Consider the following 25,325-nt stretch of genomic DNA (forward strand, 5'->3'; position numbering starts at 1 on the left):
GCCAACCGCGCCGAACGCTCCCCCAACTCCCCGTACGTCAACGACTCCCCACCCACCACCAACGCCACCGCACCCGGCGCCTCCCGCACCCACCCCTCGAACCGCTCCACCACCGAACCCGCCACCGGAACCACACCCACCGCGTCCGGGAGCGCGAGGGCCTCGCGGCGCCGCTCGGCGCTCAGCAGCGGTATCCGCCCCACGGGCAGCCCGGGCTCCTCGACGGCGGCGAGCGCGCGCAGGAGGGTCAGGAACTCGGCGCACCGGTCCGCGAGTTCGTCCTCCCGGTAGGTGCGGGGGTTGGCGTCCAGCTCGAACCGGACCAGGTTGCCGCCGTCCAGGTAGACGGAGAGGGTGAGGTCGTCCACCGGTCCGGCGGCGAGGTTGCGGGCGATGCCGGGGGCACCGTCGAAGTCGAGCTGGTAGTCGAACGCCTTGATGTTGACCATCGGGCCGAACACGCCGTGGCGGCGCCCGGCCGGGTCGAGGTCGCGCCGGATCTCCTCGGCGCGGTGGTTCTGGTGCCGTCGCAGGTCACGCACCCTGCGGACGACCTGCGACACCAGGTCGCCGAAGGCCGTACCGGGCGCGACGGAGAGCCGCAGCGGCAGGACGTTCACCTTCATCGCGGGCACGGTGAGCGCCACCGAGCCGAGCCGCGTCATCGCGGGCATGGCCAGCAGGACGTCCCTGGTGCCGGTCATCCGGTGCAGGTAGCCGGCGAACGCGGCGGTGACCACGTCCGCCCAGGTGGCACGGGCGGCGCGGGCGAGGTCGAGCAGCCCGGTGCTCTCCTCGGCGGTCAGGGTGGCACCGGTGCGCAGGAAGTGCGGGGCGGCCGGGTGGCCGACGCCTGCCAGCGGCGCGGGCTCGGGGCCGTCCACCAGCTGCTCCGCCCAGTAGGCGCGGTCGGCGGCGCTGCGGGCGGAGTCCCGGTACTCGGCCTCCTCGGCGAGCAGGTCGGCCAGGCGGCCGGGCGCCGCGGGCGGCGGCTCCTCGCCGCGGGACAGCGCGGTGTGCAGCTCGGCGGTGCGCCGGGCGAGCAGGGTGAAGCCGTAGGCGTCGAGGGCGATGTGGTGGACGCGCTGGTACCAGAGCACCCGGTCCTCGGCGACGGTGTACAGGGCGTAGGCGAAGAGCCGGTCCGCGGCCGGGTCCACCGGGCGGGAGAGGTCCGCCCGCATCAGCTCCAGGGCGGTGGCCTCCGGGTCGGCCTCCGCCCGCAGATCGGCCCGGTCGAGCGGCCAGTCGGCCCGCGGGGCGGGCTCCTGGTAGGGAACGCCGTCCTCCTCGCCGAAGCGCATCCCGAGCACCTCGGCCTCGGCGACCGCGCGGCGCAGCGCCGTCTCGAAGACCTCCTGGTCGAACCGCCCCCGGATCTCGACGTACTGGCCCACGTTGTACGCGGTGTTGCCGGGTTCGAGTCGCTGCCCGTACCAGACTCCGGACTGGGCTCCGGTGAGCGGAAGGCGGCTCTGGGGGCGGTCGTTCATGGCTGTCGTGCTCCTGGTTCGGGGGCGGGGCGGGCGGGTCCGGCCGGTTCGGGTACCGGCCGGACCGGTGCCGGGTCAGAGCGTCTTGAGGATCTGTTCCAGCTGGTCGAGGATCCGGCCGGCCTCGGGGTAGCGGCTGGTGAAGAACGCCGGTACGGGGTGGACCTGCTGGGCCTTGGCCGCCTTGAGCGACTTCCAGTTGGTCTGGTTCATCAGGTCGGTGGTCTCGGCGGACGGCTTGGTGCCCGGCTCGTCGCCGTCGACGAGGATCACGTCGGCGCCGTCGAGCTTGCCGATCTCCTCGTACGAGAGGTCGGCCCAGGCGTCCTCGAAGCCCACGCCCGGCAGCGCGGCGAACTTGCCGCCCACGTCCTTGAGGACCAGGCCGAGCCAGGACTTGCCGTCGTAGGCGGAGAACTTGCCGGACTCACCGGAGTTGACGATCGCCCAGTTCGTCTTCGCCAGCTTGTCGGCGTAGGCCGTCCTGATCCGGGCGGCCTTGTCCTCGTACTCCTTCTTCACCTTGAGGCCGGCCTCCGGCCGGCCGGCGGCGTCCGTCACCTTGAGGGTGGTGGCGAGCAGTTCGTCCGGGTTGCCGATGCCGAAGGAGACCACCGGGGCGATCGGCTTGAGCTTGTCGATCTGGAACTGGACCCGCTTGGGCGCGGAGATGATGATCAGGTCGGGGGTGAGCGAGGCGATCTTCTCGAAGTTCAGCTCGTTCCCCTCGCCGACCAGGGGGATCTCCTTGACCTTGGCCTTCTGCTCGGCGGAGAGCGCGGCGTCGTCGATCGAGGTGACGCCGACCATCGGGATGCCGGAGTCCAGCAGCCAGGCGGCGGCGTAGGAGAGGCCGATGATCCGCTTGGGCTTCGCGGGGACGGTCACGTCACCGTCGGGCGTCGAGACGACGCGGGTGGCGTTCGACGACGCGGACGGGTCCTGGGAGTCGGAGGCGCTGCCGTCGGAGCTGGTGGTGCAGGCCGCGGCGGCGGCGATCAGGACGGTGGTGAGAAGGGCGGCGAGCACCCCACGCGGCCCGCGGGCGCGCGTGTCTCTGCGCCGGTTGTGGTCGGGGCTTGCGATCTGACGGGTCACCTGTGGTGCCTTTCCGGTTTCTTCGGGGTGGGGCGGCCGGCCGTGCGGGGCACGGGGCCGCCGGTCTGGAGCCATCGGCGCAGGGGCCGGGTGGTCCGGGTCTGGGGGCCCGGGTCTGGTGGGTCCGGGTCTGGTGGGTCCGGGTCTGGGGGAGGTCGGAGCGGGAGACCGGAGCCGGCTGTGTCAGGGGCTGGCCGACGCCGTCGGGCGGCCCTCGCCCTGTTCGGTGTGGACCGGGTCGGCGCCGTGGACGGGGCCGGACGGGCCTGCGCCGTCCTCGTGGCCGTCGTGGCCGTCGTGGCCGTCGTGGCCGTCGTCGTCCTCCTCGTCGTCGTCGGGGAGCGTCGCCCGGCGCAGGCCCGGCACCGCGAGGGCGACCACGACCGCCGCCAGGGCGCACACGATGCCGTTCAGGAGCGCCGCCCCGCCCGGGTTGAACCAGCGGGCGAGCAGGGCCACTTCGGCCTCGCCGCCGATCTCGCCGGTGGTCTGCTCGGCGGTGACGACGCTGACCATCCGGCCCCGCAGGCGGTCCGGGGTGTGGTGCTGGAGCAGGGCGTAGTCGAGGATCGCGGCGACGGTGCCGGCCGCACCGGCCACCGCGAGCGCCAGGAAGGCCGGGACTACGGACGGGCTGAGGCCGAAGCCGGCGACGGCCAGTCCGGTCACCAGGACGGACCCGATCAGCACCGCACCGGGGCGCTTGGTGCGGCCCACCCATCCGCTGGTGGCGGAGGCGATGACGGCGCCGACCGCCGGCGCGGTGTAGAGCAGGCCGAGCATCAGTTCGCCGCCGCCGAAGCGGGTGTCGACGAGCTCGGGGAAGAGCACCACGGGGACGCCGAACAGCGCCGTGGCGCCGCCCAGCAGGAGCAGGCCGCCGACCACCCGGTGCTTCACCGCGTAGCGCAGCGCGACCAGCGGCGATCCGTCGTCCGCGCCCGACTCGTCGTCCGGGTCGGCCTCGTGGCGGACGGGCGGCAGCGGGCGGAGCCGGGTCACCAGCAGGGTGGTCAGCGCGGTGGTCGCGGCGGTGACGGCGAAGGCCGTGCCGGGACCGGACGCGGCGAGCAGCACGCCCCCGAGGAACGGCGCGGCGACCGAGCCGATCTCCGTGGTGAGGGACAGCAGGGCACCGGCCGCCGGGAGTTGGTCGCGCCGGACCAGCGTCGGTGCGACGGCCATCAGCGCGGTCACACTGACGCCGGAGGCAAGGCCGTCCCAGGCGACGCAGAGGTAGATCGCCCAGAGGCTCGGTTCGGGGAGGAAGGCGTTGGCGGCGAGCCCGGCGAACGCGAGGGCCGCGGCGCCGCGCGCCAGGATGATCAGGCGCCGCCGGTCGGTGCGGTCCGCCAGGACGCCGCCGACCAGCGAACCGACCAGCACGCTGACGCTCATGACCATGCTGACCGCGGCGACGGTCAGGGTCGATCCGCTGAGGTCGTAGACCTGGGCCGCGAGGGCGACGGTGGCGATGCCGAGACCGAAGAGCGAGACGGTCCGGGCTATGAAGACCGCGCGGAAGTCGCGGCTCGCCCGTAGGGGGGCGGTGTCGATCAACAGGTCACGCAGGGACACTCAGAGGCTCCTGGGAGGACGGCACGGGTGACGGCGGCGCGGTGTCGCCGGTGGCTGGGCGGTGGAGGTCGGGCCGCGGTGTCGGGGGGTCGACGGCGGCGGGCCGGCGGGGCGGACACGGTCGAACCGGACGCTGTCCGGTCCGATCAGGTCGGGGATCAGGTCGGGCTCGGGGTCGAAACGGGGTCGGGTTCGGGGTCGGGTTCGGGGCGGGCCTACCGGGCCGCCCGGACCCGGTCGGCCGCCCCGGCCCTGGGGCCGGCGGGCTTCAACAGCCGGCCCGGCGGGGGCGCGACCGCCCTCAGCAGCGGCCCGGTGGCGGCGGTGGTCAACAGGGCCATCAGCACGATCACCGTGTAGCCGGTCTCGCTCAGCACCCCGGCGGAGAGTCCCACCGAGGCGACCACCACCTCCACCGCACCGCGGCAGTTCAGGCCCACCGCGACGGCCAGACCCTGGCGTCGCGGGAGCCGGGCGAGCCGCGCCCCCCCGTACGCGCCGGCGACCTTGAAACAGACCGCCACCGCGAGATATCCGGCCGCCCAGAGCAGTGCCTCCGCACTGCTCAGGACGGTGAGGTCCATCCGCAGCCCTGCGACCGCGAAGAAGACCGGTGCCAGCAGGACGAGCGTGACCGGCTCCAACTGACCGCGCAGGCGCGGCCGGTAGTGCGGCGAGCGTCCGAGCAGCAGACCCGCCGCGAAGGCACCGAGCAGGCCGTCGGAGCCGACCGCGTCGGCGGCCACCGCGAGCACCAGGGCCAGGACGACCGCCACCAGGAGGTCCCCGGAGCCACCGGTCCCGGCCTCACCGGCCTCACCGGCCTCACCTTCCCCGCCGGTCCCGCCGGGCAGCCGGTCCGACCGGCGCACCCGGGCCAGCGCGGCGTCGACCAGCCGCGGGGCGACCAGCACGAGGACCGCCGTCAGCAGGAGCAGGCCGGCCACCGGGGCCAGCAGCTCCCCCGCGTCACCGCCACCCGGTCCGGCGAGCACCGTCACCCCGGCGAGCGCCATCCACCCCACCGCGTCCGACACCAGCGCCACGGTGAGGATCATCTGACCGAAGTCGGCCTTGAGGAAGCCGAGTTCGGTCAGCACGCGGGCGACGACCGGGATCGACGAGATACTGAGGGAGACGGCGACCAGCAGCACGAACGACGGCCGGCTCGCGGCACCCCCGGCGAACGAGTCCGGCAGCAGCAGCGCGAGACCCACCCCGGCCGCGAACGGGACCAGAACGGCCCCCGCGGCGATCATCAGCGCCGGGCGGCCCAGCCTGCGGATCACGCCGAGGTCGGTGTCCAGGCCGGTGAGCAGCAGCAGGAAGGCCGCGCCGAGCCAGGCCACCGTGTTGATCGGCGCCCCCAGCAGGGTCTCACCGGGGACGAGCCGGTGCTCCCCGCCGGGCCAGAGCACCCCGAGGACGGACGGGCCGAGCAGCACACCCGCCACCAGCTGGCCGATGACCGCGGGTTGACGCAGCCTGCGCGCGGCGGCACCGGCGAGGTGCGCCACGACGGTGATCACCAGCAGCTGCACCAGCATGGCCCATTGGGCCGCATGGCCGAGGGAGGGAAGGCCCACGGGTCTGCCGACCTGCCTTTCGTGCTCGTCGTGGAGCGGTCCGCACGGAAGCGTGCGGTCGCCGGCGCGGAAGTCGTACGGGGTCGGTCCGGCCACGGCGTGCGGCCGGACCGGCCGCCGGGGCGGGCGTGGCGGAGCCCGCCCGGCGGCCGGGGTTCGGTCAGCCTCCGGCCGGCTCGGCCCAGGAGAGGCCGTCGGCGCCCGGCACGAGGCCGTCGGGCAGCAGCGGCGACTCCTTGATGTCGGCGCCGAGGACACCGCGCCGCTGGATCTCGTTCATCTCGTGCATCACGTCGCCGACGACCTTGGCACCGAAGAGGTGGTTCATCCGCTCACCGGACTCGGTCTGCATCGACCCCGTGGCGGCCACGGCGTCGGACAGCGCCTTCGAGGAGGAGGCGAACCGCTCGGTGAGCGCGGCGGAGTCGGTCAGCGCCCGCTCCCGGGAGGCCACCCCGCCGACCAGGGTGACGAACGCCTCCAGGTCGGAGGAGTCGAAGGCGGTGACCTTCTTGGCCTTCCAGAAGTAGTTCTCCTCGCTGCCCTGCATGTCGTAGAAGGCACTGAGGAATTCGTAGAAGACGCCGTACTCGCGGCGGTACCGGCCCTCGAACTCGCCGAAGGCACGCTCCTCCGAAACCCCGCCCGCCAGCACGCTGTTGATCGACCGGGCCGACAGCAGCCCGGCGTAGGTGGCGAGGTGGACGCCGGTGGAGAAGACCGGGTCGATGAAGCAGGCGGCGTCCCCGACGAGCGCCATGCCGGGCCGCCAGAAGCGGGTGTTGGCGTACGAGTAGTCCTTGCGGACCCGCAGCTCGCCGTAGGTCCCCTCGGTGACGCGGGTCGCCTCGGAGAGGTAGTCGCGGACGATGTCGCAGCGGTCGATGAACCCGAGCAGCGCCTTCTCCTGCTCCTCGTCGGTGCCCTGGATGTCGGCCGCACGGGTCCGGCTGATCACCGCGCCGACGCTGGTCAGGGTCTCGCTGAGCGGGATGTACCAGATCCAGCCCTCGTCGAAGGCGGCGCAGAGGATGTTCCCGCGGTCCGCGCCGGGCAGCCGCTTGCCGCCCTCGAAGTAGCCGAACAGCGCCAGGTTCTTGAAGAACTCGGAGTAGACCCGCTCCCCACCCGCGTGCCTGCTGATCCGGGTCTTGTTGCCCGACGCGTCGATGACGAACCGCGCCGCGACCTCGTGGACCCGGCCCTGCGGGTCGGTGTAGCGGACGCCCCGCACCCGCTCGTCGTCCTCCAGCACCTCGCTCACCGGGGAGTTCTCCCGGACGTCGACGCCGTGCTTCGCGGCGTTGCGGAGGAGGATGTCGTCGAACTTCATCCGCTCCACCTGGTACGCGTACGAGGTGGGCCCGGAGAGCTCGGGGGCGAGGGCGAAGAGGAAGTTCCACGGTACGGGGTTGGTGCCCCAGCGGAAGCTGCCGCCCCGCTTGACCATGAAGCCGGCCTTCTCCATGTCCTCCTGGACGTCGAGCAGGCGACATATGCCGTGGACGGTGGCGGGGAGCAGCGACTCCCCGATCTGGTACCGCGGGAACGTCTCCTTCTCCAGCAGCAGGACCCGGTGGCCGTGTTTGGCCACGAGCGTCGCGGCCGTGGATCCACCGGGGCCACCGCCGACCACGATGACGTCGAACTCTTCGTGCAGTGTTGGTTGTTCAGAGGTGTTCACTGGCGAGTCTCTCCTGGTGATGACGGGCTTCCGCTGGTCAGGGGGTGCCGAGCTGATCCCGCCAGCGTTTGATGGTGGCCTCGCCGGCGAGGTCGACGAAGGTCACCTCGGTGCCCTTGTCGCGCCAGCGCTGGACGAGGGTCATCAACCGGATCGAGTCCATGCCCTGATAGACGAGCAGTTCGTCGTCGTCGAGTTCCTGCGGGTCGATCTGCAGCACATCGGCGACGTCCTGCCTGATGCGCTCCAGGGAAAACGCGTCGGTCGGGGGTATCTCAGGCATCGAGCGGCGTCCTCCTCTTGTCGCGGGGGTGACGGCGCGACGGCGCACGGCACGGACCACCGGCCCGGCCGAAACCGTGGAACCGATGTGATACGCACCGACAGCCGGCGACCTTCGGCCACCCGCCCTACTTAGGTAAGGCTAACCTAACTATTGGTCGGACCTCGCTGTCAAGCCGCCGGGCGACCGGACCCGACGGTCCGACGGATTTCCCTGATGTCACGTCATGCCACCCACGCGGGGCGGCAAAGGCCGGGCACTCCGTCGACGGTGCCGCCGGCAGCCCCCGACAGCCCCGTGGGCGGCGATCCCGCCGCCCACGGCGGCCCCGGGCGCGCGGGCACCGTTCCGACCCCCACCAGCACCGTTGCCGCCGCCGTCGGCGGTGCCGTCACGACGGGGTGCGGCCGGGGCGGGAGCCGGGCGACGGCCCCGGGTTCCACGGCGGGCGGAAAGCCGGATCGGCCGGGAGACAGGCAGCGCCACACCCCGGTCGGAACCGGCCCCGAAAGGGTTACGGAGGGAGCAGAAACGCTTTTCCGCCCACCGACGAGAATCCTGGACCCGTCGAACACGAATCATGGTCCGGACCGGAGGGCGGGAGGAGTCGAAATCACCGGCCGGCCTTTCCCGGCGCCCGCGCCGACGCCGCGCCCGCGAACGCGCGGGCGTCGGCGCGGGCGCGACGGAGCAGCCCGGCGCGACAGGGCAGCGGGCTCGGTGAAGGGAGAGCGAAGGGAAGGGGACACCACGCGCAGGACACCAGGCACGGCACATCGGGCGCCGGAGATCAGGCGCGGGGCGCCCGACCCCGAGCGTCGGACTTCGGGCGTCAGGCGTCAGGCGTCAGGCTCGGGCCGGGCGCGAGGAAGCCGCGCCGGGGCGGGCCCGACACCCCGGCGCACCCCGGCGCACGCCGCGAGCGCCGGAAGACGGCGGGACGCAGCAGGACGCAGCGGGGCCGGACAGGGGCCGACCGCGTCGGCGGGACGTGTGAACGTGGCGCCCGGACCCCCACGGCCGGGCGCCACGGGTCCTCAGGGCCGCCAGCCGCCGAGGGCGTGCATCTGCGGCCCGGGCACGGCGAGCCCCTTCCGGGTGAACCGGGCGAGAGCGCGCGTGGTCGCCGTGTCACAGGCGATCCACACGTACGCCCCCGCCGGGTCCCCGAGCAGGCCGGGCAGCGCGGCGCGCACCTCCGCGACCAGCTGCGCCTCGTCGTCCTCGCGCGGCATGACATCCTCCAACCCCCGAGAAAGTAAGGCAAGCCTAACCTATGTTGCCGGGGGCGTGCGCCGGTCCGCACCCGGCCGCCCGCACCGTTCCGACGACGCCTCGGCAGCACCCGGGGGCCGGAACCGCCCCCGCTCCACGGCTCGCCCCCGTTCGGAGCAATCCACCGACAAATCGCCCGAACGGTGCTCTCGTGAGGGGGGCATCCACGAATACACCTCACCGGAGGTTCAGTTGTCGCACCCTCAGCCCCCGCGCTCCGCCGACCCCGCCCGCCGCGCCCGCCGCGCGCTGGCGGCGGCCGTGGCCGTCGCCTCGGCCGCCTGCGTGCTCGCCGCGCCCGCCGCCTACTCCCGCGGCACCGGCCCCACCCAGGGCCACCGCGCCGCGATCACCATCCAGGAGAACCGGCTGCCCTTCACCACCCGCTTCCAGGGCGACTTCCACGGCTCCGTCACCCACATCAGCAACTCCCTGATGACCTGTGACGAGACCAAGCCCCCCGTCGACCCCGCCCAGCCGCCGTGCGAGCAGGGCCGCACCGGGGCGGGCAGCAGGCCGATCAACAACAACTACCAGATGCGGTACGTCAACATCGATCCCGGCAGCATCGGCCCGCTCGGCGACCCCATCTACTCCGCCAGCTCCGCCGACCTGCAGCTGCCCCCCGGGGCGACGGTCAAGCACGCCCGCCTGTACTGGGGCGGCACCCGCGGCATCGACGACGTCGTCCTGCCCGAGAGCCAGATCGACGAGATCTACCTCAAGTTCCCCGGTGACGGCCAGTACACCAACATCGCCAACCAGCAGCCCTCCATCGGCTACATCACCACCGACGAGGAGAGCAGCTACCAGGCTTCCGCCGACATCACCGAGCTCGTCAAGAGCCACGGCACCGGCACCTACACGGCCGCCAATATGGACTCCGTCGTCAAGCCGCACAGCTGGGGCGGCTGGACCGTCGTGGTCGCCTACGAGGACCCCTGCGCGCCGCTGCGGCACGTCCACCTCTGGGACGGCTTCCAGCCCGAACTCCCCAACAGCCCGGCCCTGTCGGGCAGGCTGACCGGGATCAGGACGCCCGCGAGCGGCCCGGTCACCGGACACCTGGGCTGGGTCGTCTACGACGGCGACCACAAGTGGACCGGCGACACCATGTCGATCAAGTCCACCAACGGCCCGATCACCGACTTCACCGACGCCAACCACCCGCTGAACGACGCCTTCAACTCCACCATCGACAACCCCAACCCCGCCCAGCGGTTCCCCCGCAACCCGGCCCCGCGCAACAACTTCGGCTACGACGCGAACCGCTGGACCGTCTCCCCCTACCTGCGCAACGGCGACACCGACGTCACCGTCACCGTCAACACCCAGGGGGACGGCTACAACCTCGGCGTCTTCTACGCCGACATCGACCTCGACGCCACCGAGGCCGCCCGGGGCGACTCCCCCGCAGTCACGTCCACCTGGAGCGGCGGGAAGTAGCCGCCGACGCACGGAGGGGCGGGACCGGTCGATCGGCCGGTCCCGCCCCTCCGCACATCCACCCGCGCCCTTTACCGCACGGTGTCCGCCGGCTTCAGCACGGGGTCGGTCCATTCCTCACTGAGCAGCCCGAGGACGACCTGGTCGCTGAAGGATCCGTAGGTCCAGGCGGAGCGCCGCAGGGTGCCTTCGAGGCGGAACCCGGCGCGGGCGGCCGCGGCGATCATCGGCCGGTTGTCGGCCAGCGTGTCGACCTGGAGGCGCTGCAGCCCGCGAACCGTGAAGCCGTAGTGACAGAGCAGGGCGACCACGTCGTGCGCCAGGCCGCGACCGCGGAAGCCGGGGAGCAGCGCCAGGCCCAGATGCGCGGTGCGGCTGTGGGTGTCGATGCCCCACAGCAGTGCCTCGCCGGCCAGTTCGCCGGAGGAGCGCTCCACGACCGAGAAGCACGCCGCCTCGTCGCTCGGGGCGGCCACGGCGTAGGGCGACCCGGCGGCACCGGGCGAGAGGGGCTGCCAGGGCCGGGAGTCGGCCCGGGAGCGGGTGGCGACGTCGTCGTACAGCCCGGACATGAGGACCGGGACGTCGCTCTCGTGCCGGGCACGGAGAATAAGGGCAGCATTTTGTAACATGTCACATTGTTAACAGGGGTCGAGGCTGCCCGGCAACCGAATTCCGCCCGCACCCGCCTTCCGCTCCGCAGCCGCACGCGCACGCACTCTACGACGCCCCGTCACCGGCGGCCGGTCCACGACCCGGTGACGCGACGTCGGGGCGGGCCGACGGGGGAGCCCTGTCGACATGACCTCGTCACCACCCCCGGAGGGCCCGGGCTAGGGTGTGCTCGTGAGTCTTCATGTGGTTGTCGGATACGGGCCCGCGGGGGCGGCCACCGCTCGGGCGCTGGCCGAGCAGGGGCACGAGGTACGGGTGGTCAGCCGGTCGGGCCGCTCCCCGGAGGCCGGCATCGAGCACGTCGCCCTGGACGCGGCGCACCCCGAGGCCCTGACCGAGGTCGCCCGCGGCGCCGTCGCGCTCTACGGCTGCGCCGCACCGCCCCTCCACCGCTGGACGACGGACTGGCCGCCGCTGGCCTCGTCGCTCTGCGCGGCGGCCGAGTCGACCGGGGCCGTCCTCGTCATGCTGGGCAACCTGTACGGGTACGGCCCGGTGGACCGCCCGCTCACCGAGGACCTGCCGCTCGCCGCCACCGGCCCCAAGGGGCGGGTCCGGGCGGCCCTCTGGGAGCAGGCGCGGACGCTGCACGAGGCGGGCCGGATCAGGGCGGTCGAAGTGCGTGCCTCCGACTTCTTCGGCCCCGGTGTGACGGACGGGGGCCACCTGGCCGGGCGCGTCCTGCCGCGCCTGCTGGACGGCCGGTCCGTCACGGTGCTCGGCGACCCGGACACCCCGCACAGCTGGACCTACCTCCCCGACACGGCCTCGGCGTTGATCGAGGTCGCGGGCAAGGAGCGGGCCTGGGGCCGGGCCTGGCACGTGCCGACGGCCCCCGCGCTGTCCGCGCGGACCATGGTCGCCCGGCTCGCCGCCGACGCGGGAACCGGCCCCGTGGCGGTGCGGCGGCTGTCACCGGCGGTGCTGGGAGCGGCGGCGCTCTTCTCCCCGCTGCTCCGCGAACTCCGGGAGGTGCGCTATCAGTTCGACCGCCCGTTCGTGATCGACTCCGCCGCCTACGAGTCCGCGTTCACGCTGCGCGCCACCCCGGCCGAGGAGCAGTTCCGGGCGACGGTGGACTGGTGGCGCCGCCGGATCGCCGCCCCCGCGCGACACGCCTGAGCCCGACCTCCCTGCCCACGTCCGCCCCGCACACCTGGCTGCGGCGGGCCGGTCCGCGGGAGGCCGCGGACCGGCCCGGGGCTCAGGCGGACTCCAGCCGCTCGACGATCTGCTCGCACAGCTCGTGGGTGCGCAGGGCGTCGTGGGCGTCGAGGGTCTTCCCGGAGCGGACGGCGTCCAGGAAGGTCAGCACGACCTGCTCGATGCCGCGCTGGCGGGCGACCGGCACCCAGTCGCCGCGGCGGCGGACGGTCGGCTGCCCGCGGTGGTCGATCACCTCGGCCAGGTTGTGGACCTCGCGCTTGGAGTCACCGCCGGAGACCTCCAGGATCTCCTCCGTCGAGCCGGAGAGCCGGTTCATGATCCCCAGCGCCGTGAAGCCCTCACCGGACAGGGTGAGGACCACGTGCTCGACCAGGCCGCCGCGCACCCGGGACCGGACATCGACGTGCTCGATCTCGCCGGGCACCAGGAACCGCAGCAGGTCCACGACGTGGATGAAGTCGTCGAAGATCATCGGCCGTGGCGCCTCGGGCAGCCCCTCGCGGTTCTTCTGCAGCACGATCAGGTCGCGCGGACGCTCCTTCGCCTGCACGTAGCCCGGCGCGTGGCGGCGGTTGAAGCCCACCATCAGCGACCGCCCCGTGCGGTCGGCGAGGTCCACCAGCCGGCGGGAGCCCTCCAGGGTGTAGTCGAGCGGCTTGTCCACGTACACGTCGACGCCGGCGGTCAGCAACTGCTCGACGATCGGGACGTGCTGATCGGTGGCCGCGTGCACGAACGCGGCCCGGATCCCGCTGCCGATGAGCTCACCGAGGTCGGTGAACCGGTGCGCCGGGTCGATCCGGTGGGCGTCGCCGATCCGGTCGAGCTTGGCCCGGTCCCGGGTCATCAGCCGCAGGTCCAGGCCGGGCAGCGCCGTGAGCACCGGCAGATAGGCCTTCTGCGCGATGTCGCCGAGGCCGATCACCCCGACCGGCAGCACGGCGTCGGGAACGGCGGTCTCACTCATGGAATCTCCTGCCAGGGGGCGAACGATCATCAGGCGGCTCCACCCTACGAGCTGCCCCGCCGGCCGAACCAGGCACCCGGCCGCGCCGGGCCCGCCGCCGGGGCGCGGTCACCCGCCGGACCCGGCCCGGGGGGCGGAGAGGAAGCCCAGGAGGTCGAACGGTCCCGGGGTGGGCAGGGCCTCGCGGTGCAGGGCCGCCAGCATGGCGGCGACCGCGGTGGTGACCGGGGCCGTCCCCGCCCGCTGTTCGGCCCAGAGCCAGTCCCCGTCGGGGTTGACCTCCAGGAAGACCGGTCCGCCGGCGCTGATCAGGAAGTCGAACGCGCCGTAGCGGAGCGACATCGCGGCGGCCAGGGTCCTGGTGGCGGAGGCGACGGCCGGCGGCGTCCGGACGGGCTCGGCCCCGACCCGCCCGGGAGCCGTCCACGGGTCGGCCGGCGAGGTCTTGCCGATCCGGAAGGCGTGCAGCCGCCCGGCCACGTGGTAGACGCGCAGCTCCGCCTCGTGCTCGACGTACTCCTGCACGATGACGGGCGGACCCGGTCCCGGGCCGGGGTCCGCGGCCGGGTCGTCCCGTTCGACGACCACGGGGAAGATCCCGTTCAGGCGCCCCGGCTCCGGCTCGACGAAGTGGTGGTGGGCCGCCTTGACCACCAGCCGCGGGCAGTCGAACGCGCCCCGGGCGCGCTGCGGGTCGGTGGTCAGCACCGTGCGCGGGACGGCGATCCGGTGGTGCCGGGCCAGGTCCAGCTGGGCGAGCAGCCCCGGCCCGGTCGCACGGATCGCCGTCCCGGAGACCGCCGCCAGCTGGTCGGCCGCGGCCTGCCAGGACTCGCGCAGGAACAGGGTCCGGGCCGGATCCCCGGTGCTCTCGATGGCGGACGCCGAGAAGTGCCTCACCCAGGTCACCGTGGGGGTCAGCCAGCGCCCGTTCAGCCGGACCGCCCGGCGTTCCGGGTCGACGAGCAGGTCGGCGGCGCCGAGCTCGTCGGCGTTCAACCGCTCCGACCGGACGCCCGCGCTCCCCAGCAGGCCCTGTACCGGCTCCAGGCCCCCGTCGCAGGCGCGGCTGAGCAGCAGGACGGCCGGGGCCGGCCGGGGGCGAACGTCGACGGTGCGGCCGGGGCGGGCCAGCTGGTCGAGGAAGGCCGAGGGGCCGTCAGCCGCCACCGTCAGCCGTCGCCGTCGGCCAGCAGCTCGTCCGCCATCGTCAGGAGCTTGGCGACCGTCGCGGCCACCTGCTCGGACGCCCGCGGCAGCCGCTCCGCCACCCGCTGCAACAGGACCAGGTCGGGCTGCGGGACCGCGGCCTGCGTCGCCGCCGCGCGGGAGGCGCGGTCGGCGTCCAGCGACCGGAGCCGGACGAGCAGCTCCAGCACCGTCGCCATCTCGGTCGCCAGCAGCCCCAGGGAGGCCATGTCGCCGAGGTCGCAGCGTTCGCGGCTGTCACGGTCCAGCACCGACAGCACCCCGATGCAGTCGCCCTCGCAGATGAGCGGGGCGGCCATGATGCTGCGCGGCACGTAGCCGGTGGACTCCGCGGCGCCCCGGGCGAACCGGGGGCTGTCGGCCACGTCGTCGATCACCACCGGCTGCCCGGACACCATCGCCCAGCCGGCGATGCCGGTGCCGCTCGGGAACCTCGTCCCGAGCAGATGGTGTTCGCCCTCGCCCGCGACCGCCTCGAAGACCAGGTCCCCGTTGTCCCGGTCCACCAGGAGCACGGAGGCGGCGGCCGCGCCGAAGACACTGCGGGCGACTTCCACGATCGACTGGAGCAGTCTTCGTTGCGGGATGCCGGCACTGTCCAGCGGGTCAGTCGACATGCGCACCTCCCTCGGGTACGGCTACGTTCTCGGCGGCCAGGTAGAGGACGGACTTGAGTTGGAACGGCGTGAGCGCGCGGTGCTTGCCGAGGATGAGCGCGCAGATGCCCGCGATGTGCGGGGTGGCGAAGCTGTTGCCGGTGCTGAGCAGCCGCCGCCCGCCCGGCCCTGCCACCGGCACCCGCACGCCCCGGGCGTAGAACTCGACCGGTGGGGACGGGTTGTAGTAGTAGGCCATCGGGTCGGGGCGGTCGTGGCTGGCCACCGAGATGACCGAGGCGAACGGCCACGGATAGCTGTGGACCGGCATGTTGTGGGCCGACGCGACGATGATGCAGCGCCGGAAGTAGGCGGCGTCCGAGAGGTCGCGCAGGCCGTCGCGGAAGTCCGGCTTCGTCGTCGAGAGGCTCATGTTGATGACGTCGAACCCCTCCTCGACGGCCCAGGTCAGCCCGGCCAGCAGGGCGGCGCCGCTGCCGTGCCTGCCGCCGGAGAGGACGCGCACCGAGGTCAGCGACACGGCGGGGGCGATCGACCGGATCACGCTCGCGCAGGCGGTGCCGTGCCCTGCCGGGTCGCCCGGTTCGGTCGGGGTGACGGCGAGGACGCCGTCCTCGCCCTTGACCACGTCCATGGCGCGGTCGAGCCCGCCGACCATGGGGTGGTCGGCGTCCACGCCGCTGTCGAGCACGCAGACGCGGACGCCGGAACCGTCCGCGCCGCCCCAGGCCCACTCCCGGGTGACCGGGCCGAGCGGGCTGACCTCGAAGGGCTCCTGCGGCACCACCGAGACGGGCATGCTCCAGGCGGGCACGCCCGGGAAGTGGTCGCGCGGCGGCCGGCGCCAGGGCGGCAGGTCAGTCATCGGCCGCGCCCTCCCCCGGTCCGCCGGGCCCGCCCGGTTCCGGACCCGCCCTCCCGTCCGCACCCGCCTTGCCGTCCGCCGTCCCCGGCCCGTGGGCGGCGAGCCAGCGACGGACCCGTCCGGCGGGCAGCGCGGCGCCCTTCGCCTCGAACATCCGCAATGCCTCGGTCCCTTCAGCCCGCGCCCGTTCGGTCATCCCGGCCGCTTCGAGCACGATCGCCAGGTCGAGGAGGGTCTCCCCGGTCAGGCACAGGTCGTCGCACCGGGCCACCAGCACACGAGCCGCCCGGGCCCCGGCGAGCGCCTCCTCGTGGTGCCCCCGGACGGAGGCGATCCGCCCGCGCAGCGCGGCCTCGCCCAGCCGTGCCCGCAGGCCCGCGCCCTCGCCGTCCAGATCCGCGCCGTCGAGGCGGTCCGGGCCGTCGAGGCGGTCGAGGGCGGAGGCGGCGGCGGCGGTCCGGCCCTGGGCGAACAGTTCCCGGGCGATCGCGACCTCGGTGTTCCGGGTGTCGGCCGCGTGCTCCGAGGTCCGCAGCACGCCCAGGCTCTGCCGGTACCGCGCCTCCGCCACGTCGTGGGCGCCGGCCAGCGATTCCACGAAGCCCGCCGTGTCCAGCACCACCGCGTCCGCGAGATCGGCGTGCACGTCGCGGGAGTAGGTCAGCGCTTCGGCCACGGTGCGCCGCGCGCCGTCCAGGTCGCCGCCGAGCGCCTCCAGGTGCGCCCGGGTCACCAGGACCGGGAGGAGCAGCGACCGGCTCGCGGCGAACCGGACGCCGAGCGCGGCGCAGAGCCTCAGCCCGGCGTCCACCCGCATCGGCGTCCACTGGGCCAACTCGCAGACGGCGCAGAGCAGCCGGTCCTCCTGGTAGCCGTCGCCCAGGGTCCGTGCCAGGGCCAGCGCGCGCCCGAACGAAGCCGCCGCGGACGCCGCGCGCTCGGCGACGAGTTCGAGGTGGGCGAGCAGTTCGTGCAACCGGCACCAGCTGAGATCGTCCTCGGGGTCCTGTTCCAGCTCCGCCGCGATCCGCTCCGCGTCCGCCGCCACGGACGCGGGCGGCGCCAGGCCGAGCCGGAGCGCGACGATTGCGCGCTGGACCGCCAGGGTGGCCGCGGACCGCCGGTCCCCGGGCAGCGCGGCCTCCGCCGCGGCCAGCGCGGACCGGCACCGTTCCTCGTCCTGGAGCCAGATTCCGGCGTCGCAGACGTGCAGGGCGAGCGCCGTGTGGCGGGGATCGCCGACCGGCAGCAGTTCCCTCGCCCGCTCCAGGAGCTGGACGGCCGCCGGCAGGTCCTTGCGGGCCAGCGCGTGCATGCCCTCGGCGGTCAGGGTGTCCGCCGCCGCACCGGCCAGTCGCGGGGGCTGCGGGTCGCCCGGCCGCAGCTGCCTGCGCAGCCGGGAGGTCTCCTCGACGTGGTAGGCCACCGCCATCGCGTCCTGCGGCAGCTCGCCGGAGAACCGCTCGGCCAGGAAGTCGTGCCAGCGCTCGCGGCGGGTCTTCGGGGTGAACTCGTAGGCGGTGTCGCGCAGCAGGGCCTGGGCGAAGCGGAAGGTGCCGGCCGGGCCGCGTTCGAGGACGCGCCGGCGGACCAGCCGTGACAGCGCCTCGTCGGCCTCGGCGGAGCCGGTGCCGTCCGCGGCGGCCATCACCCGCAGCAGCTCCCGGGTGGACTCGCGCCCGACCACCGCGGCCAGCTCCACCATGCCCCGTTCGGTGACGGGCAGTTGGTCCAGCCGGGCACCCAGCATCGCCTGGATCGTGGGCGGGACGTTGGTGCCGGGGGCCGTCTCCGCGAAGACGTCCATGAGCTGCTCGGCATAGAGCGGGTTGCCGTCGCACAGGGTGGCGACGCGGCTGCTGACCTCCTGGAGGTCCTGCGGAACCACCTCGGCGAGGAGCAACAACTCGCCCAACAGGGAGGTGATCTGAGGAGAGGTCAGTGGTCCGACGTCGAGCGTCGTCGCACCCGGTTTGCCGGCGCCCCAGCCGGTGCGGGTCTCCAGGAGTTCGGGGCGGGCGACGCACAGCAGCAGGACCGGGACCCCGCGCAGCCAGGTCGCGACCTCGTCGATGAGGTCCAGCAGGGTCTCCTCCGACCAGTGCAGGTCGTCCCAGACCATGACCACGGACCGCGAGCGGCCGAGGACCTCCAGAAGGTGCCGCACCGCCCAGGCGATGTCCTCGACAGCGGCCGCGCCGCCGTCCTGGTCCACGACCGTGCCGAGGGTGCGCGCCGCCAGGCCGTGGGCCGGCGCCGCCGCTCCGTCGTCACCGGCCCGCGCCGGGTCCTCCTCCAGCAGCCGGGCGAGGGCCGGCCAGCCGCCGGGGAGCGAGCCGAGCATCTCGGCCAGCGGACGGTAGGTGATCCCCCGGCCGTAGGCGGAGCACCGGCCGGCGAGCACCGTCACCTCACCGGCCGGCAGGCCCGCGAGGAACTCCCTCACCAGGCGCGACTTTCCGATGCCGGGCACGCCGACGACGGTGGCGAGGCAGACCTGCCGCCGCAGCCGGGCCCGCCGGAAGCCGCGCTCCAGCGCCTCCAGTTCGTCGACCCGGCCGATGAACGGGGTCACCGGCCCGGGGAGGTCGGCCGCCGGCTCCGGGGCGGTCACCCGCCAGGCCGGCAGCGGGCGGGCCTTGCCCTTCACCCGCAGCGGAGCGACGGGCTCGATCCCGACCTGCCACCGCACCATCGCGGCGGTGTCGGCGCAGAGCAGCACCTCGCCCGGGCGGGCGGCCGTCTGCAGCCTGGCGGCCGTGTTGACCGAGTCGCCGACGACCCGGAAGTCGTCCCCCGGTCTGGTGATCACCACGACGTTGCCGGTGCACACACCGGCCCGCGCCTCCAGCTCGACCTGGTACTCGGCGCTGAGCTCGGCGGTCAGGCCGGCCAGGGCCGCGAGCGCCCCGTTCGCGGCGCGCACCGCCCGGAGCGCGTCGTCCTCACGGGCCACGGTGGCACCGAAGGCGGCCAGGATCGCGTCGCCGATGAACTTCTCCACCTCCCCGCCGTGTTCGGCGATGCAGGCCCCGCAGCTCGCGAAGTAGCGGTCCATGACCTGCCGCAGCGGCTCCGGGTCCAGGCGTTCGGCGAGCGCGGTCGAGCCGACGATGTCCAGGAACAGCATGGACACCTTCCGGCGCGTCTCGCGCGGAGCCCCACCGGCCGTGAGCGGCGTGCCGCAGCCGGCGCAGAACCGGTCCGACCCGCCGGCGAGCCGGCCGCACCCGGAGCAGATCACTGCGGGCCCGCCGGGGCGGAGCGGGCGGCGGGCCCGGCGGGATCGGCCCCGGGCGCAGCGGGCCCCGCCGGATCGGGCTCCGCCCCGGATCCGGTCCCGGCCTCGGTCCCGGGACCGGCTTCGGCCTCGGGCTCGGGCTCGGGCTCGGGCTCGGCCTTGGCGGCCGGGGCGGCGGCCGTGTCGGGAAGCGCGATCCGGGCGTAGACGCCCGCGAGGACCACGACGACCGCGGACGCCGCGAAGATCGTGTCGATCGGGCCGAACCGCTGGCCGGCCAGCGAGCCCGAGAAGTCCCGCAGCCCGGTGCCGGCGAGCCAGCCCGACAGCACCGCGGCCAGCATCGCGGCCAGCCGGGTGACGGGATAGAACACGGCGACCACCCGGCCCCGGAACTCCTGGGGCGTCGCCGCCAGCAGCAGCGGCGACATGGCGGTGTTCAGCATGGTGATCGGGAGGACGAAGAGGAACAGCAGGGTCACCGCGGCCGGGAAGCCGCTCTGGCGGGAGTACAGGAGCAGCAGGGCGCCGCTCACCATCAGCCCGATCCAGGTGGTCCTCCGGGCGCCGATCCACTGGACCACCCGGCCCGCGGCGAGCGCTCCCACGATGCCGCCGATCCCCATCGCCATGCCGAGGTAGCCGTACAGCTCGGCGGACGCGTGCAGGTTCCTGGTGGCGAAGAAGATGTTCAGGGTGTTCAGGGCGCCGATGCCGAGCTGGCCGATCACGGCGAACAGCAGCAGCGCCACGAGGAACCTGCTGCGGCGGAAGAACCGCAGGCCCTCCAGGAACTCCGCGCCCAGTCCGCGCCGTTCGGCGGCCGGCCTGCCCCGGTCCGGCTTCGCGGCCCGTGCGTCCCCGGCCGCCGGCCGCACGTCCACCGACCGGATGGCGAGGTAGGACACCAGGTAGGAGAGGGCGTTGAACAGCAGCGCCCACTGCAGGCCGACCGTGAACAGCAGCGGCGCGGCGAGCGGCGGGCCGATGATCCAGGCGGTCTGTCCGGTCGCCTGGGCGATCCCGGCCGCTCTCGCCCGGTCGGCCTCCCCCGTGACGAGTTCCGCGATGACCGAGAACCTCGCCGGGGTGAAGAACTGGCTGGCCGCGTTGAGGACCAGCACCGTCGCGTAGATCAGGCCGAGCCACAGCCCGACCGGGAGGTCACCGGCCGGCAGGAAGGAGACCGCGGTCAGCAGGGCCACCAGCCCGCCCCGGATCGCCTCGGTGCCGAGCATCGTCGCACGCTTGTCCCAGCGGTCGACGAACACGCCCGCGAGGGGGCCGACGAACAGGACGGCGGCGCTGGTCGCCAGGACGACGCCGCTGACCGCCTGCGGCGCCCACGGCTTCCCCTTGGCCAGCTCCATGGCCACCCACAGGACCAGGGTGGTACTGAAGACGGCGTCCCCGACGGAGGAGACGGCCTGTCCGAACCAGAGGCGGGTGTAGCTGGGGTCGATGAGGACCAGTCGTGGTCTCATGAGGCGTGCTCCGGCCGGAGGAGGAGCGTCATCAGGGCGGTCACCAGGGTCGTGTGGTAGGCCCTCGCGAAGAAGGCCCCGACCGGTTCGGCGTCCGTCGCGGCGGTCCTCGCGGACCGGCCGGGGAGCGCGCCGTCGGGCCGCTGGGCCCGGACCAGGCAGTCGACGGCGGCACGGCCCCAGGGGGTGCGCAGCGGGTCGAGGCCCAGGCAGACCTGGGCCATGACGAGCTCCGCGGCCAGGTCCCACCAGTCGTGCCGCACGCAGTACTCCAGCAGCCGGCGGAGCAGCTCCGCCGCGTCCGCGAGGGCCGTCGCGGAGAGCCCGGGGGCGGTCCGGCCGAAGTCGCTGAGGTAGAAGCTGGAGTGCGTGAGGGCGTACGCCTCCGGGACGGTGACCGGTGCCGCGTCGTCCGGTGCGGCACCGTCACGGGCGGCACCGTCCGGTGCGGCACCGTCACGGGCGGCACCGTCCGGTGCGGCACGGTCCGGCATCGCGGCGGGCAGCCGGACGAGGAAGTTCTGACCGAGCAGTTCCTCGTAGGGTTCGAACGCGTGCGGTACCCCCGCCTTGTCCGCGTAGTGGCGCAGCTCCAGCTGCTGGTAGGCCGACCTGCCGTGCGGTGACAGGTCGTCGGGGGTCAGCCGGGCGAGCACCGCCCGGTACGGCGTGCCGTCGGTCCCGGCGGGTGCCAGTGCCGCGCAGGCCAGTCCGTACGGGGCGGCGCACCGGGGGTCGGCGGTGAGGAGCGCCGGGAAGTCCGGGTGCTGCCAGACCGTGCGGACCAGCGCGGTCGCCTTGTCGAGGCGGGGGTCGCCCCCCGTGTCCCGTCGGGCCCACAGGTGGCAGAGCAGCGCCAGTTCCAGCGCGGCCTTCGCCCGCCCGTGCTCCGCCGAGCGGCCGGGCGCCGAGTACGGGTCGAAGTGGTCCAGGTGTCGCCCCAGCCAGGCGAGCGTGCCGGCGGACAGCCGGTCGAGGTCCGATGGCATGGCTACAGGCGTCCCGTCTCGTCCAGGTAGTCGAGCAGGGCCGCGTCCACCGTGTCGTGGAAGGCGGCGAGTGTCCGCCGGTCCTCGTCGCGCCGGTACAGGTCCTCGCAGCCGACCCACCGCTCGCGGGTGACCGTGTCGGGCAGGTACCCGCCGGTGACCGTGCCGACCTCCCACGCGGTCCTGCCCGCGGTCTCCCAGCAGCTCGCCAGGGTGCCGTCCGCGCTGACCACCGCGCCGTAGCGGCCGTCCCGGTAGCCGCAGGTGACGCACGGCCGGTGGCCCTGCGGCCGGGTGACGGTGAATCCGAGGTCGAGCGCCCGCCGCTGCCACCGGGTGAAGCGGGCCGACAGCTCGCCGGTGTGCAGCAGGTCGTTGCCGTAGCCGATGCCCACGTCGCCGACCTGGGCGAAGTACAGGGTGCACCGGGCGGGGTCGAGCCGTGTGGCGAGCCGGTCGATCAGCGCGTCGACGCCCCGGTAGGTCTCCCCGGAGACGTTCACCCGCAGCAGCCACCGGAGCGGGGAGGTCTCGGACGCCCGGACGAGGTTGTGGACGATCGTGTCGAAGGTCCCGCCGCCGTCCGTGCGCCCGACCCGGATGCGGTCGTGGTCAGGGCGGTCGCCGTCGAAGGTGACCTGGACGGACCCCAGCCCGAGGCCGGAGAGCCGGCCGGCCAGTGCAGGGGTGAGCAGGGTGGCGTTGGAGATCATCCAGGCGGAGACCGGCCCGCGGGCGGCCGCGCGTTCCAGCAGTTCCAGGCAGCCGCGCGGGTTGAGCAGGGGTTCGCCGCCGAACAGCAGGATCCGGAGCTCCTCCAGTCCGGCGGCGGCCATCTGCCTCTCGGTGAAGTCGAGGATCGAGGTGATCGTCCGCGAGGTGAGGCGGGTCCGGGCGATCCGCGGCGGACGGCTGCCGCCGTCCGGGTCCTGGCTCGTGTTCTGGAAGCAGTAGCCGCAGCCGAGGTTGCAGTGGGTGCTGGTCAACACGGTCAACGCGTAGCTGTGCGGGGGTTCGGCGGTCATCAGGCCGTACTCGCGGAGCCGGCGTTCGGTGCCCGGCCGGAGCAGGCCGTCCGCGGTCAGCTGGGTGGGGCGCAGACGGGCCAGCCCGCCGCCCGGGCCGAGGAACCACCAGTTCCGCTCGCCCCGGAGGAGGCGGACGCCGCGGTCGAGGTCGGCCTGCGCGGGGTTCACCGGGCACCCCGCGTCGCCGGCGCCCGGTCCCGGCCGGTGGCGTCGTCCGCCGCCGGAGGCCCGGCGCTCCCGCCCGCCGCACGGGCGCCGTCCGGGGGGCCGGCGTCCGGTGCGCCGCCTCGCCGGCCGTGGGCGACGGTCAGCGCGGTGAGGGCCGTCACCAGGGTGGCCTGGTAGGCCTTCCGGAAGAACTCCGCCGTGGTCGCGGTGGTGTCCGCCCGGTCGGCGGCGGACCGTCCGGGAACGGCGCCGCCGGGCGACTGCACCTCGCCGAGCAGCCGCAGGCCGGCCTCTCCCGAGGGGGTGCCGAGCGGGTCGAGGCCGAGGCAGTGCTGCGCGAGCACCAGCTTGGCCGTGAGGTCCCAGTCGCCGTTGCGCACGCAGTCGCCGGTGAGGCGGCAGACCAGGTCGCGGGCGTGTTCCAGGGCGTCGCCGGTCAGGCCGGGGTCGCGGAAGCCGAAGTCGCTCAGGTGGAAGAGGGTGTGGGTCACGTCGCACACGTCCGGCTCGCCGACCGGCTGCCCGTCGCGGTGCCGGGCCAGCCGGCTGGCCTCGTACAGTCGCCGGTAGGAGTGCAGCCGGTGTCCGACGCCGGCGAGGTCGGCGTAGAACCTGGTCTCCAGGTGGAGGAAGGGCGACTTCCGGCCCGGCGTCAGGAAGCCGCCGGCCGTCACCTCCGCGAGCGCGGTCCGGTGCGGGCCGTCGGTGAGCCCGGCGGGTGCCAGTGCGCCGTACATCAGCTTGAACTGCCAGGCGTAGCGCGGCTCGGCGACGAGCAGGGCCGGATGGGCCGGGCTGCGCCAGACCCGCTCGACGGTCCCGGTCACCTCGGCCAGGCCCGGGTCCGACGGCGCGGCCCGCTCCCAGGAGCGGCGCAGCAGGGCGAGCTGCAGCAGGGCCTTGACGCGTGGTGTCACCGGCAGTTCGGCCCGGCCCGACGGGGAGTCAAGGTAGCCCGAGTGAAGGCGTATCCACTGCAGTGCGCCCGCCGCCAGGATCTCCACGGCCACTGCGTCCGGGCCGGCTGATCGAGTACCCATGGTTCTCCCTAGAGGTTGCGGACCGCTGGGCCGCCTGCTCGATGACGTCGGCCGCACGGACCGGGCTGTTCGCCGCCGCGAGCCGGCGGCCGAGCCGGCGGGCCCCCTCCCGCAGCCGGTCGTCCTGCCAGGCCGCCTCGACCGGCCGGGACCGGTCCGGCCGCTCCGCCCTCGGGATGTGCGCGGCCACGCCGGCCCGGAGGCAGGCGCCGGAGAGCACCGGCTGCTCGGATCCGTTGGGGGTGACGCCGAGGGGCCGGCCGCGGAGCAGCGCGCCGAGTACCGGGGCGGAGGTGCCGCTGGTCAGCACGAGTCCGGCGAGGTCGACGAGCGGCCCCAGCCAGGGTTTGCGGACGAGCAGGACGTCGGCGCCGGGCGCGGGTCGCGGGTCGGCCGTCCGCCCCTGCTCGACCACCGCCTGGAACGGGCCGCCGGTGAAGGTGGCGTTGAGGCGCGGCCAGGGGGTGCCGCCGCCGAAGAACCGGCCGAGGTGCACGTAGACGACGGGCTTGCCGACGCGTGCCAGGTGGTCGGTGATCGCCGCGAGTTCGGCCAGGTCGGCGGCTGGCTCCCAGGCCAGCGGCCCGACCTGGTGCGCGCGCTCGGGCAGCACCGCGCCCGGGTACTCCAGCTCGGGGTCGCCGCGGAGCAGCAGGGCGTCGCCGAGCAGCGGGCCGTCCGGCCACCGGGAGGGCCGGCTCGCCAGGCCGGCCTGCTCGCGGGTGGCGGCGTACAGCTCCAGGCACTCGTGGGTCCGGTTCTCCCTGGTGCGGCCCCACTGGGGCTCGTCCTCGCCGCCGGTGCGGTAGTTCCAGAGGTGGACGGAGAGTCCGATCACCGCCACCGGGATGTCCAGCGCCTCGGCGGCGAGCAGGGCGCCGTTGCACAGCACCGAGGTGACCAGCAGGTCGGCCCGCGCCTCCCGGGCCGCGCGTACGGTCGCCCGGTACTGCTCCCCCCCGGCCGGGCCCCACCGGGCGGCGGAGAAGGCCCGCGCGCCGCCGAAGTCGTCCGCCGGCGCGAACGGCAGGCCCGCCTCGGCCACCACGGCTGCGGCACCGGCCCGGCCGAGCACGCCGACCTGGTGGCCCCGGCGCCGCAGCTCCCGCCCGGCGGCGAGTGCCGGGTAGAGGTAGCCGCCGTCACTGAGCGGGCAGAGCAGGATGTTCACGGGGCCTCCGGGCCGGGGCGGGCCGACACCGAGCGGGCCGCCCCGATTCCGGCGGCTCGCGCCGGGGACCGGATGGCCCGCTCGGTTCTCGTGGCTCGACCTGTCGAGTCGGTCGGGTCAGAGGGCCGCGCTGTTGTTGATGATGCAGATGGAATCCTCGCCCGCATCGTGCGCGACGACGTCGACGTCCTCGTCCTCGACCTCGGTCGGCTCCGGGTTGATGTCCTCGGGCATGTTGCCTCCTCTCCCCTGGCGGCGTCC

At 74.3% G+C, this 25,325-nt stretch carries 20 protein-coding genes; 2 read left to right on the forward strand and 18 right to left on the reverse strand.

The window, feature by feature from the left end:
- The 7 genes from PUR61_RS37325 to PUR61_RS37355 all read right to left on the reverse strand — a co-directional run.
- Positions 1–1,493: condensation domain-containing protein (locus tag PUR61_RS37325; protein WP_329884033.1), on the reverse strand; the 1,493-nt coding region annotated here is incomplete at its 3' end.
- Between the two features lie 75 nt (positions 1,494–1,568).
- The gene (locus tag PUR61_RS37330) at positions 1,569–2,591 is read right to left on the reverse strand and encodes an ABC transporter substrate-binding protein (protein WP_329884034.1); all 1,023 of its coding nucleotides are present in this window, start codon (positions 2,589–2,591) and stop codon (positions 1,569–1,571) included.
- Between the two features lie 183 nt (positions 2,592–2,774).
- A complete protein-coding gene (entS, locus tag PUR61_RS37335) occupies positions 2,775–4,169 on the reverse strand; it encodes an enterobactin transporter EntS (protein WP_329884036.1) in 1,395 nt (464 codons plus the stop codon).
- 215 nt (positions 4,170–4,384) lie between these two features.
- Entirely contained in the window at positions 4,385–5,716 is a 1,332-nt protein-coding gene (locus tag PUR61_RS37340) for a cation:proton antiporter (protein WP_329884038.1), read from the reverse strand.
- A gap of 199 nt (positions 5,717–5,915) precedes the next feature.
- Positions 5,916–7,439, reverse strand: coding sequence for a tryptophan 7-halogenase (locus PUR61_RS37345; protein WP_329884040.1), 1,524 nt, complete (start codon positions 7,437–7,439; stop codon positions 5,916–5,918).
- Positions 7,440–7,476: 37 nt separating this feature from the next.
- On the reverse strand, positions 7,477–7,722 hold the full coding sequence (locus PUR61_RS37350; RefSeq protein WP_329884041.1) for a phosphopantetheine-binding protein: 246 nt from the start codon (positions 7,720–7,722) through the stop codon (positions 7,477–7,479).
- A 1,037-nt stretch (positions 7,723–8,759) separates the two neighbouring features.
- Complete coding sequence (locus PUR61_RS37355) at positions 8,760–8,957, reverse strand: SIP domain-containing protein (protein WP_443035307.1); 198 nt, start codon at positions 8,955–8,957, stop codon at positions 8,760–8,762.
- A 232-nt stretch (positions 8,958–9,189) separates the two neighbouring features.
- Between PUR61_RS37355 and PUR61_RS37360 the strand changes: the two genes are divergently transcribed.
- The gene (locus PUR61_RS37360; RefSeq protein WP_329884042.1) at positions 9,190–10,443 is read left to right on the forward strand and encodes a hypothetical protein; all 1,254 of its coding nucleotides are present in this window, start codon (positions 9,190–9,192) and stop codon (positions 10,441–10,443) included.
- A 71-nt stretch (positions 10,444–10,514) separates the two neighbouring features.
- On the opposite strand, the gene PUR61_RS37365 is transcribed toward PUR61_RS37360, so the two are convergent.
- Complete coding sequence (locus PUR61_RS37365; protein WP_329884044.1) at positions 10,515–11,075, reverse strand: GNAT family N-acetyltransferase; 561 nt, start codon at positions 11,073–11,075, stop codon at positions 10,515–10,517.
- Between the two features lie 214 nt (positions 11,076–11,289).
- On the opposite strand from PUR61_RS37365, the gene PUR61_RS37370 reads away from it, so the two are divergent.
- Positions 11,290–12,240, forward strand: coding sequence for an NAD-dependent epimerase/dehydratase family protein (locus PUR61_RS37370; protein ID WP_329884045.1), 951 nt, complete (start codon positions 11,290–11,292; stop codon positions 12,238–12,240).
- Positions 12,241–12,322: 82 nt separating this feature from the next.
- Here PUR61_RS37370 and PUR61_RS37375 read toward each other — a convergent pair whose 3' ends face one another.
- From PUR61_RS37375 to PUR61_RS37420, 10 genes are all read right to left on the reverse strand, one after another.
- Entirely contained in the window at positions 12,323–13,222 is a 900-nt protein-coding gene (locus PUR61_RS37375) for a Gfo/Idh/MocA family protein (protein WP_329884148.1), read from the reverse strand.
- A 138-nt stretch (positions 13,223–13,360) separates the two neighbouring features.
- Entirely contained in the window at positions 13,361–14,422 is a 1,062-nt protein-coding gene (locus PUR61_RS37380) for an ATP-grasp domain-containing protein (RefSeq protein ID WP_329884046.1), read from the reverse strand.
- 2 nt (positions 14,423–14,424) lie between these two features.
- Positions 14,425–15,078 (reverse strand): GAF domain-containing protein, encoded by a 654-nt coding sequence (locus PUR61_RS37385; protein WP_329884047.1) that lies wholly within the window; start codon positions 15,076–15,078, stop codon positions 14,425–14,427.
- Positions 15,068–15,943 carry a S8 family serine peptidase gene (locus tag PUR61_RS37390; protein ID WP_329884048.1) on the reverse strand — a complete coding sequence of 292 codons (876 nt, stop codon included), beginning with the start codon at positions 15,941–15,943 and terminating at the stop codon, positions 15,068–15,070. The genes PUR61_RS37385 and PUR61_RS37390 overlap by 11 nt, the downstream gene beginning before the upstream one ends.
- The gene (locus tag PUR61_RS37395) at positions 15,936–19,187 is read right to left on the reverse strand and encodes an AAA family ATPase (protein ID WP_329884049.1); all 3,252 of its coding nucleotides are present in this window, start codon (positions 19,185–19,187) and stop codon (positions 15,936–15,938) included. Before PUR61_RS37395 ends, PUR61_RS37390 begins: the two co-directional genes overlap by 8 nt.
- Positions 19,184–20,668, reverse strand: a complete 1,485-nt coding sequence (locus PUR61_RS37400; RefSeq protein WP_329884051.1) for an MFS transporter — start codon at positions 20,666–20,668, stop codon at positions 19,184–19,186. The genes PUR61_RS37395 and PUR61_RS37400 overlap by 4 nt, the downstream gene beginning before the upstream one ends.
- Complete coding sequence (locus PUR61_RS37405; RefSeq protein ID WP_329884053.1) at positions 20,665–21,657, reverse strand: DUF6895 family protein; 993 nt, start codon at positions 21,655–21,657, stop codon at positions 20,665–20,667. Before PUR61_RS37405 ends, PUR61_RS37400 begins: the two co-directional genes overlap by 4 nt.
- Before the next feature lie 2 nt (positions 21,658–21,659).
- Positions 21,660–22,853: a radical SAM protein gene (locus PUR61_RS37410; protein WP_329884055.1), complete on the reverse strand. Its 1,194-nt coding sequence runs from the start codon at positions 22,851–22,853 to the stop codon at positions 21,660–21,662.
- On the reverse strand, positions 22,850–23,893 hold the full coding sequence (locus PUR61_RS37415) for a DUF6895 family protein (RefSeq protein WP_329884057.1): 1,044 nt from the start codon (positions 23,891–23,893) through the stop codon (positions 22,850–22,852). Before PUR61_RS37415 ends, PUR61_RS37410 begins: the two co-directional genes overlap by 4 nt.
- Positions 23,799–25,064 carry a glycosyltransferase gene (locus PUR61_RS37420; protein WP_329884059.1) on the reverse strand — a complete coding sequence of 422 codons (1,266 nt, stop codon included), beginning with the start codon at positions 25,062–25,064 and terminating at the stop codon, positions 23,799–23,801. Before PUR61_RS37420 ends, PUR61_RS37415 begins: the two co-directional genes overlap by 95 nt.
- Positions 25,065–25,325 lie beyond the last annotated feature (261 nt).

The sequence above is a fragment of the Streptomyces sp. BE20 genome (assembly GCF_036322525.1).
GTDB lineage: Bacteria > Actinomycetota > Actinomycetes > Streptomycetales > Streptomycetaceae > Kitasatospora.

What these genes read in the sequence shown, in the direction of transcription:
- PUR61_RS37340 (WP_329884038.1), bottom strand. Translation starts at nt 5,716, where the DNA reads ATGCTGGTGCAGCTGCTGGTGATCACCGTCGTGGCGCACCTCGCCGGT.
- PUR61_RS37350 (WP_329884041.1), bottom strand. Translation starts at nt 7,722, where the DNA reads ATGCCTGAGATACCCCCGACCGACGCGTTTTCCCTGGAGCGCATCAGG.
- PUR61_RS37355 (WP_443035307.1), bottom strand. Translation starts at nt 8,957, where the DNA reads ATGCCGCGCGAGGACGACGAGGCGCAGCTGGTCGCGGAGGTGCGCGCC.
- PUR61_RS37365 (WP_329884044.1), bottom strand. Translation starts at nt 11,075, where the DNA reads ATGTTACAAAATGCTGCCCTTATTCTCCGTGCCCGGCACGAGAGCGAC.
- PUR61_RS37385 (WP_329884047.1), bottom strand. Translation starts at nt 15,078, where the DNA reads ATGTCGACTGACCCGCTGGACAGTGCCGGCATCCCGCAACGAAGACTG.
- PUR61_RS37390 (WP_329884048.1), bottom strand. Translation starts at nt 15,943, where the DNA reads ATGACTGACCTGCCGCCCTGGCGCCGGCCGCCGCGCGACCACTTCCCG.
- PUR61_RS37400 (WP_329884051.1), bottom strand. Translation starts at nt 20,668, where the DNA reads ATGAGACCACGACTGGTCCTCATCGACCCCAGCTACACCCGCCTCTGG.
- PUR61_RS37405 (WP_329884053.1), bottom strand. Translation starts at nt 21,657, where the DNA reads ATGCCATCGGACCTCGACCGGCTGTCCGCCGGCACGCTCGCCTGGCTG.
- PUR61_RS37415 (WP_329884057.1), bottom strand. Translation starts at nt 23,893, where the DNA reads ATGGGTACTCGATCAGCCGGCCCGGACGCAGTGGCCGTGGAGATCCTG.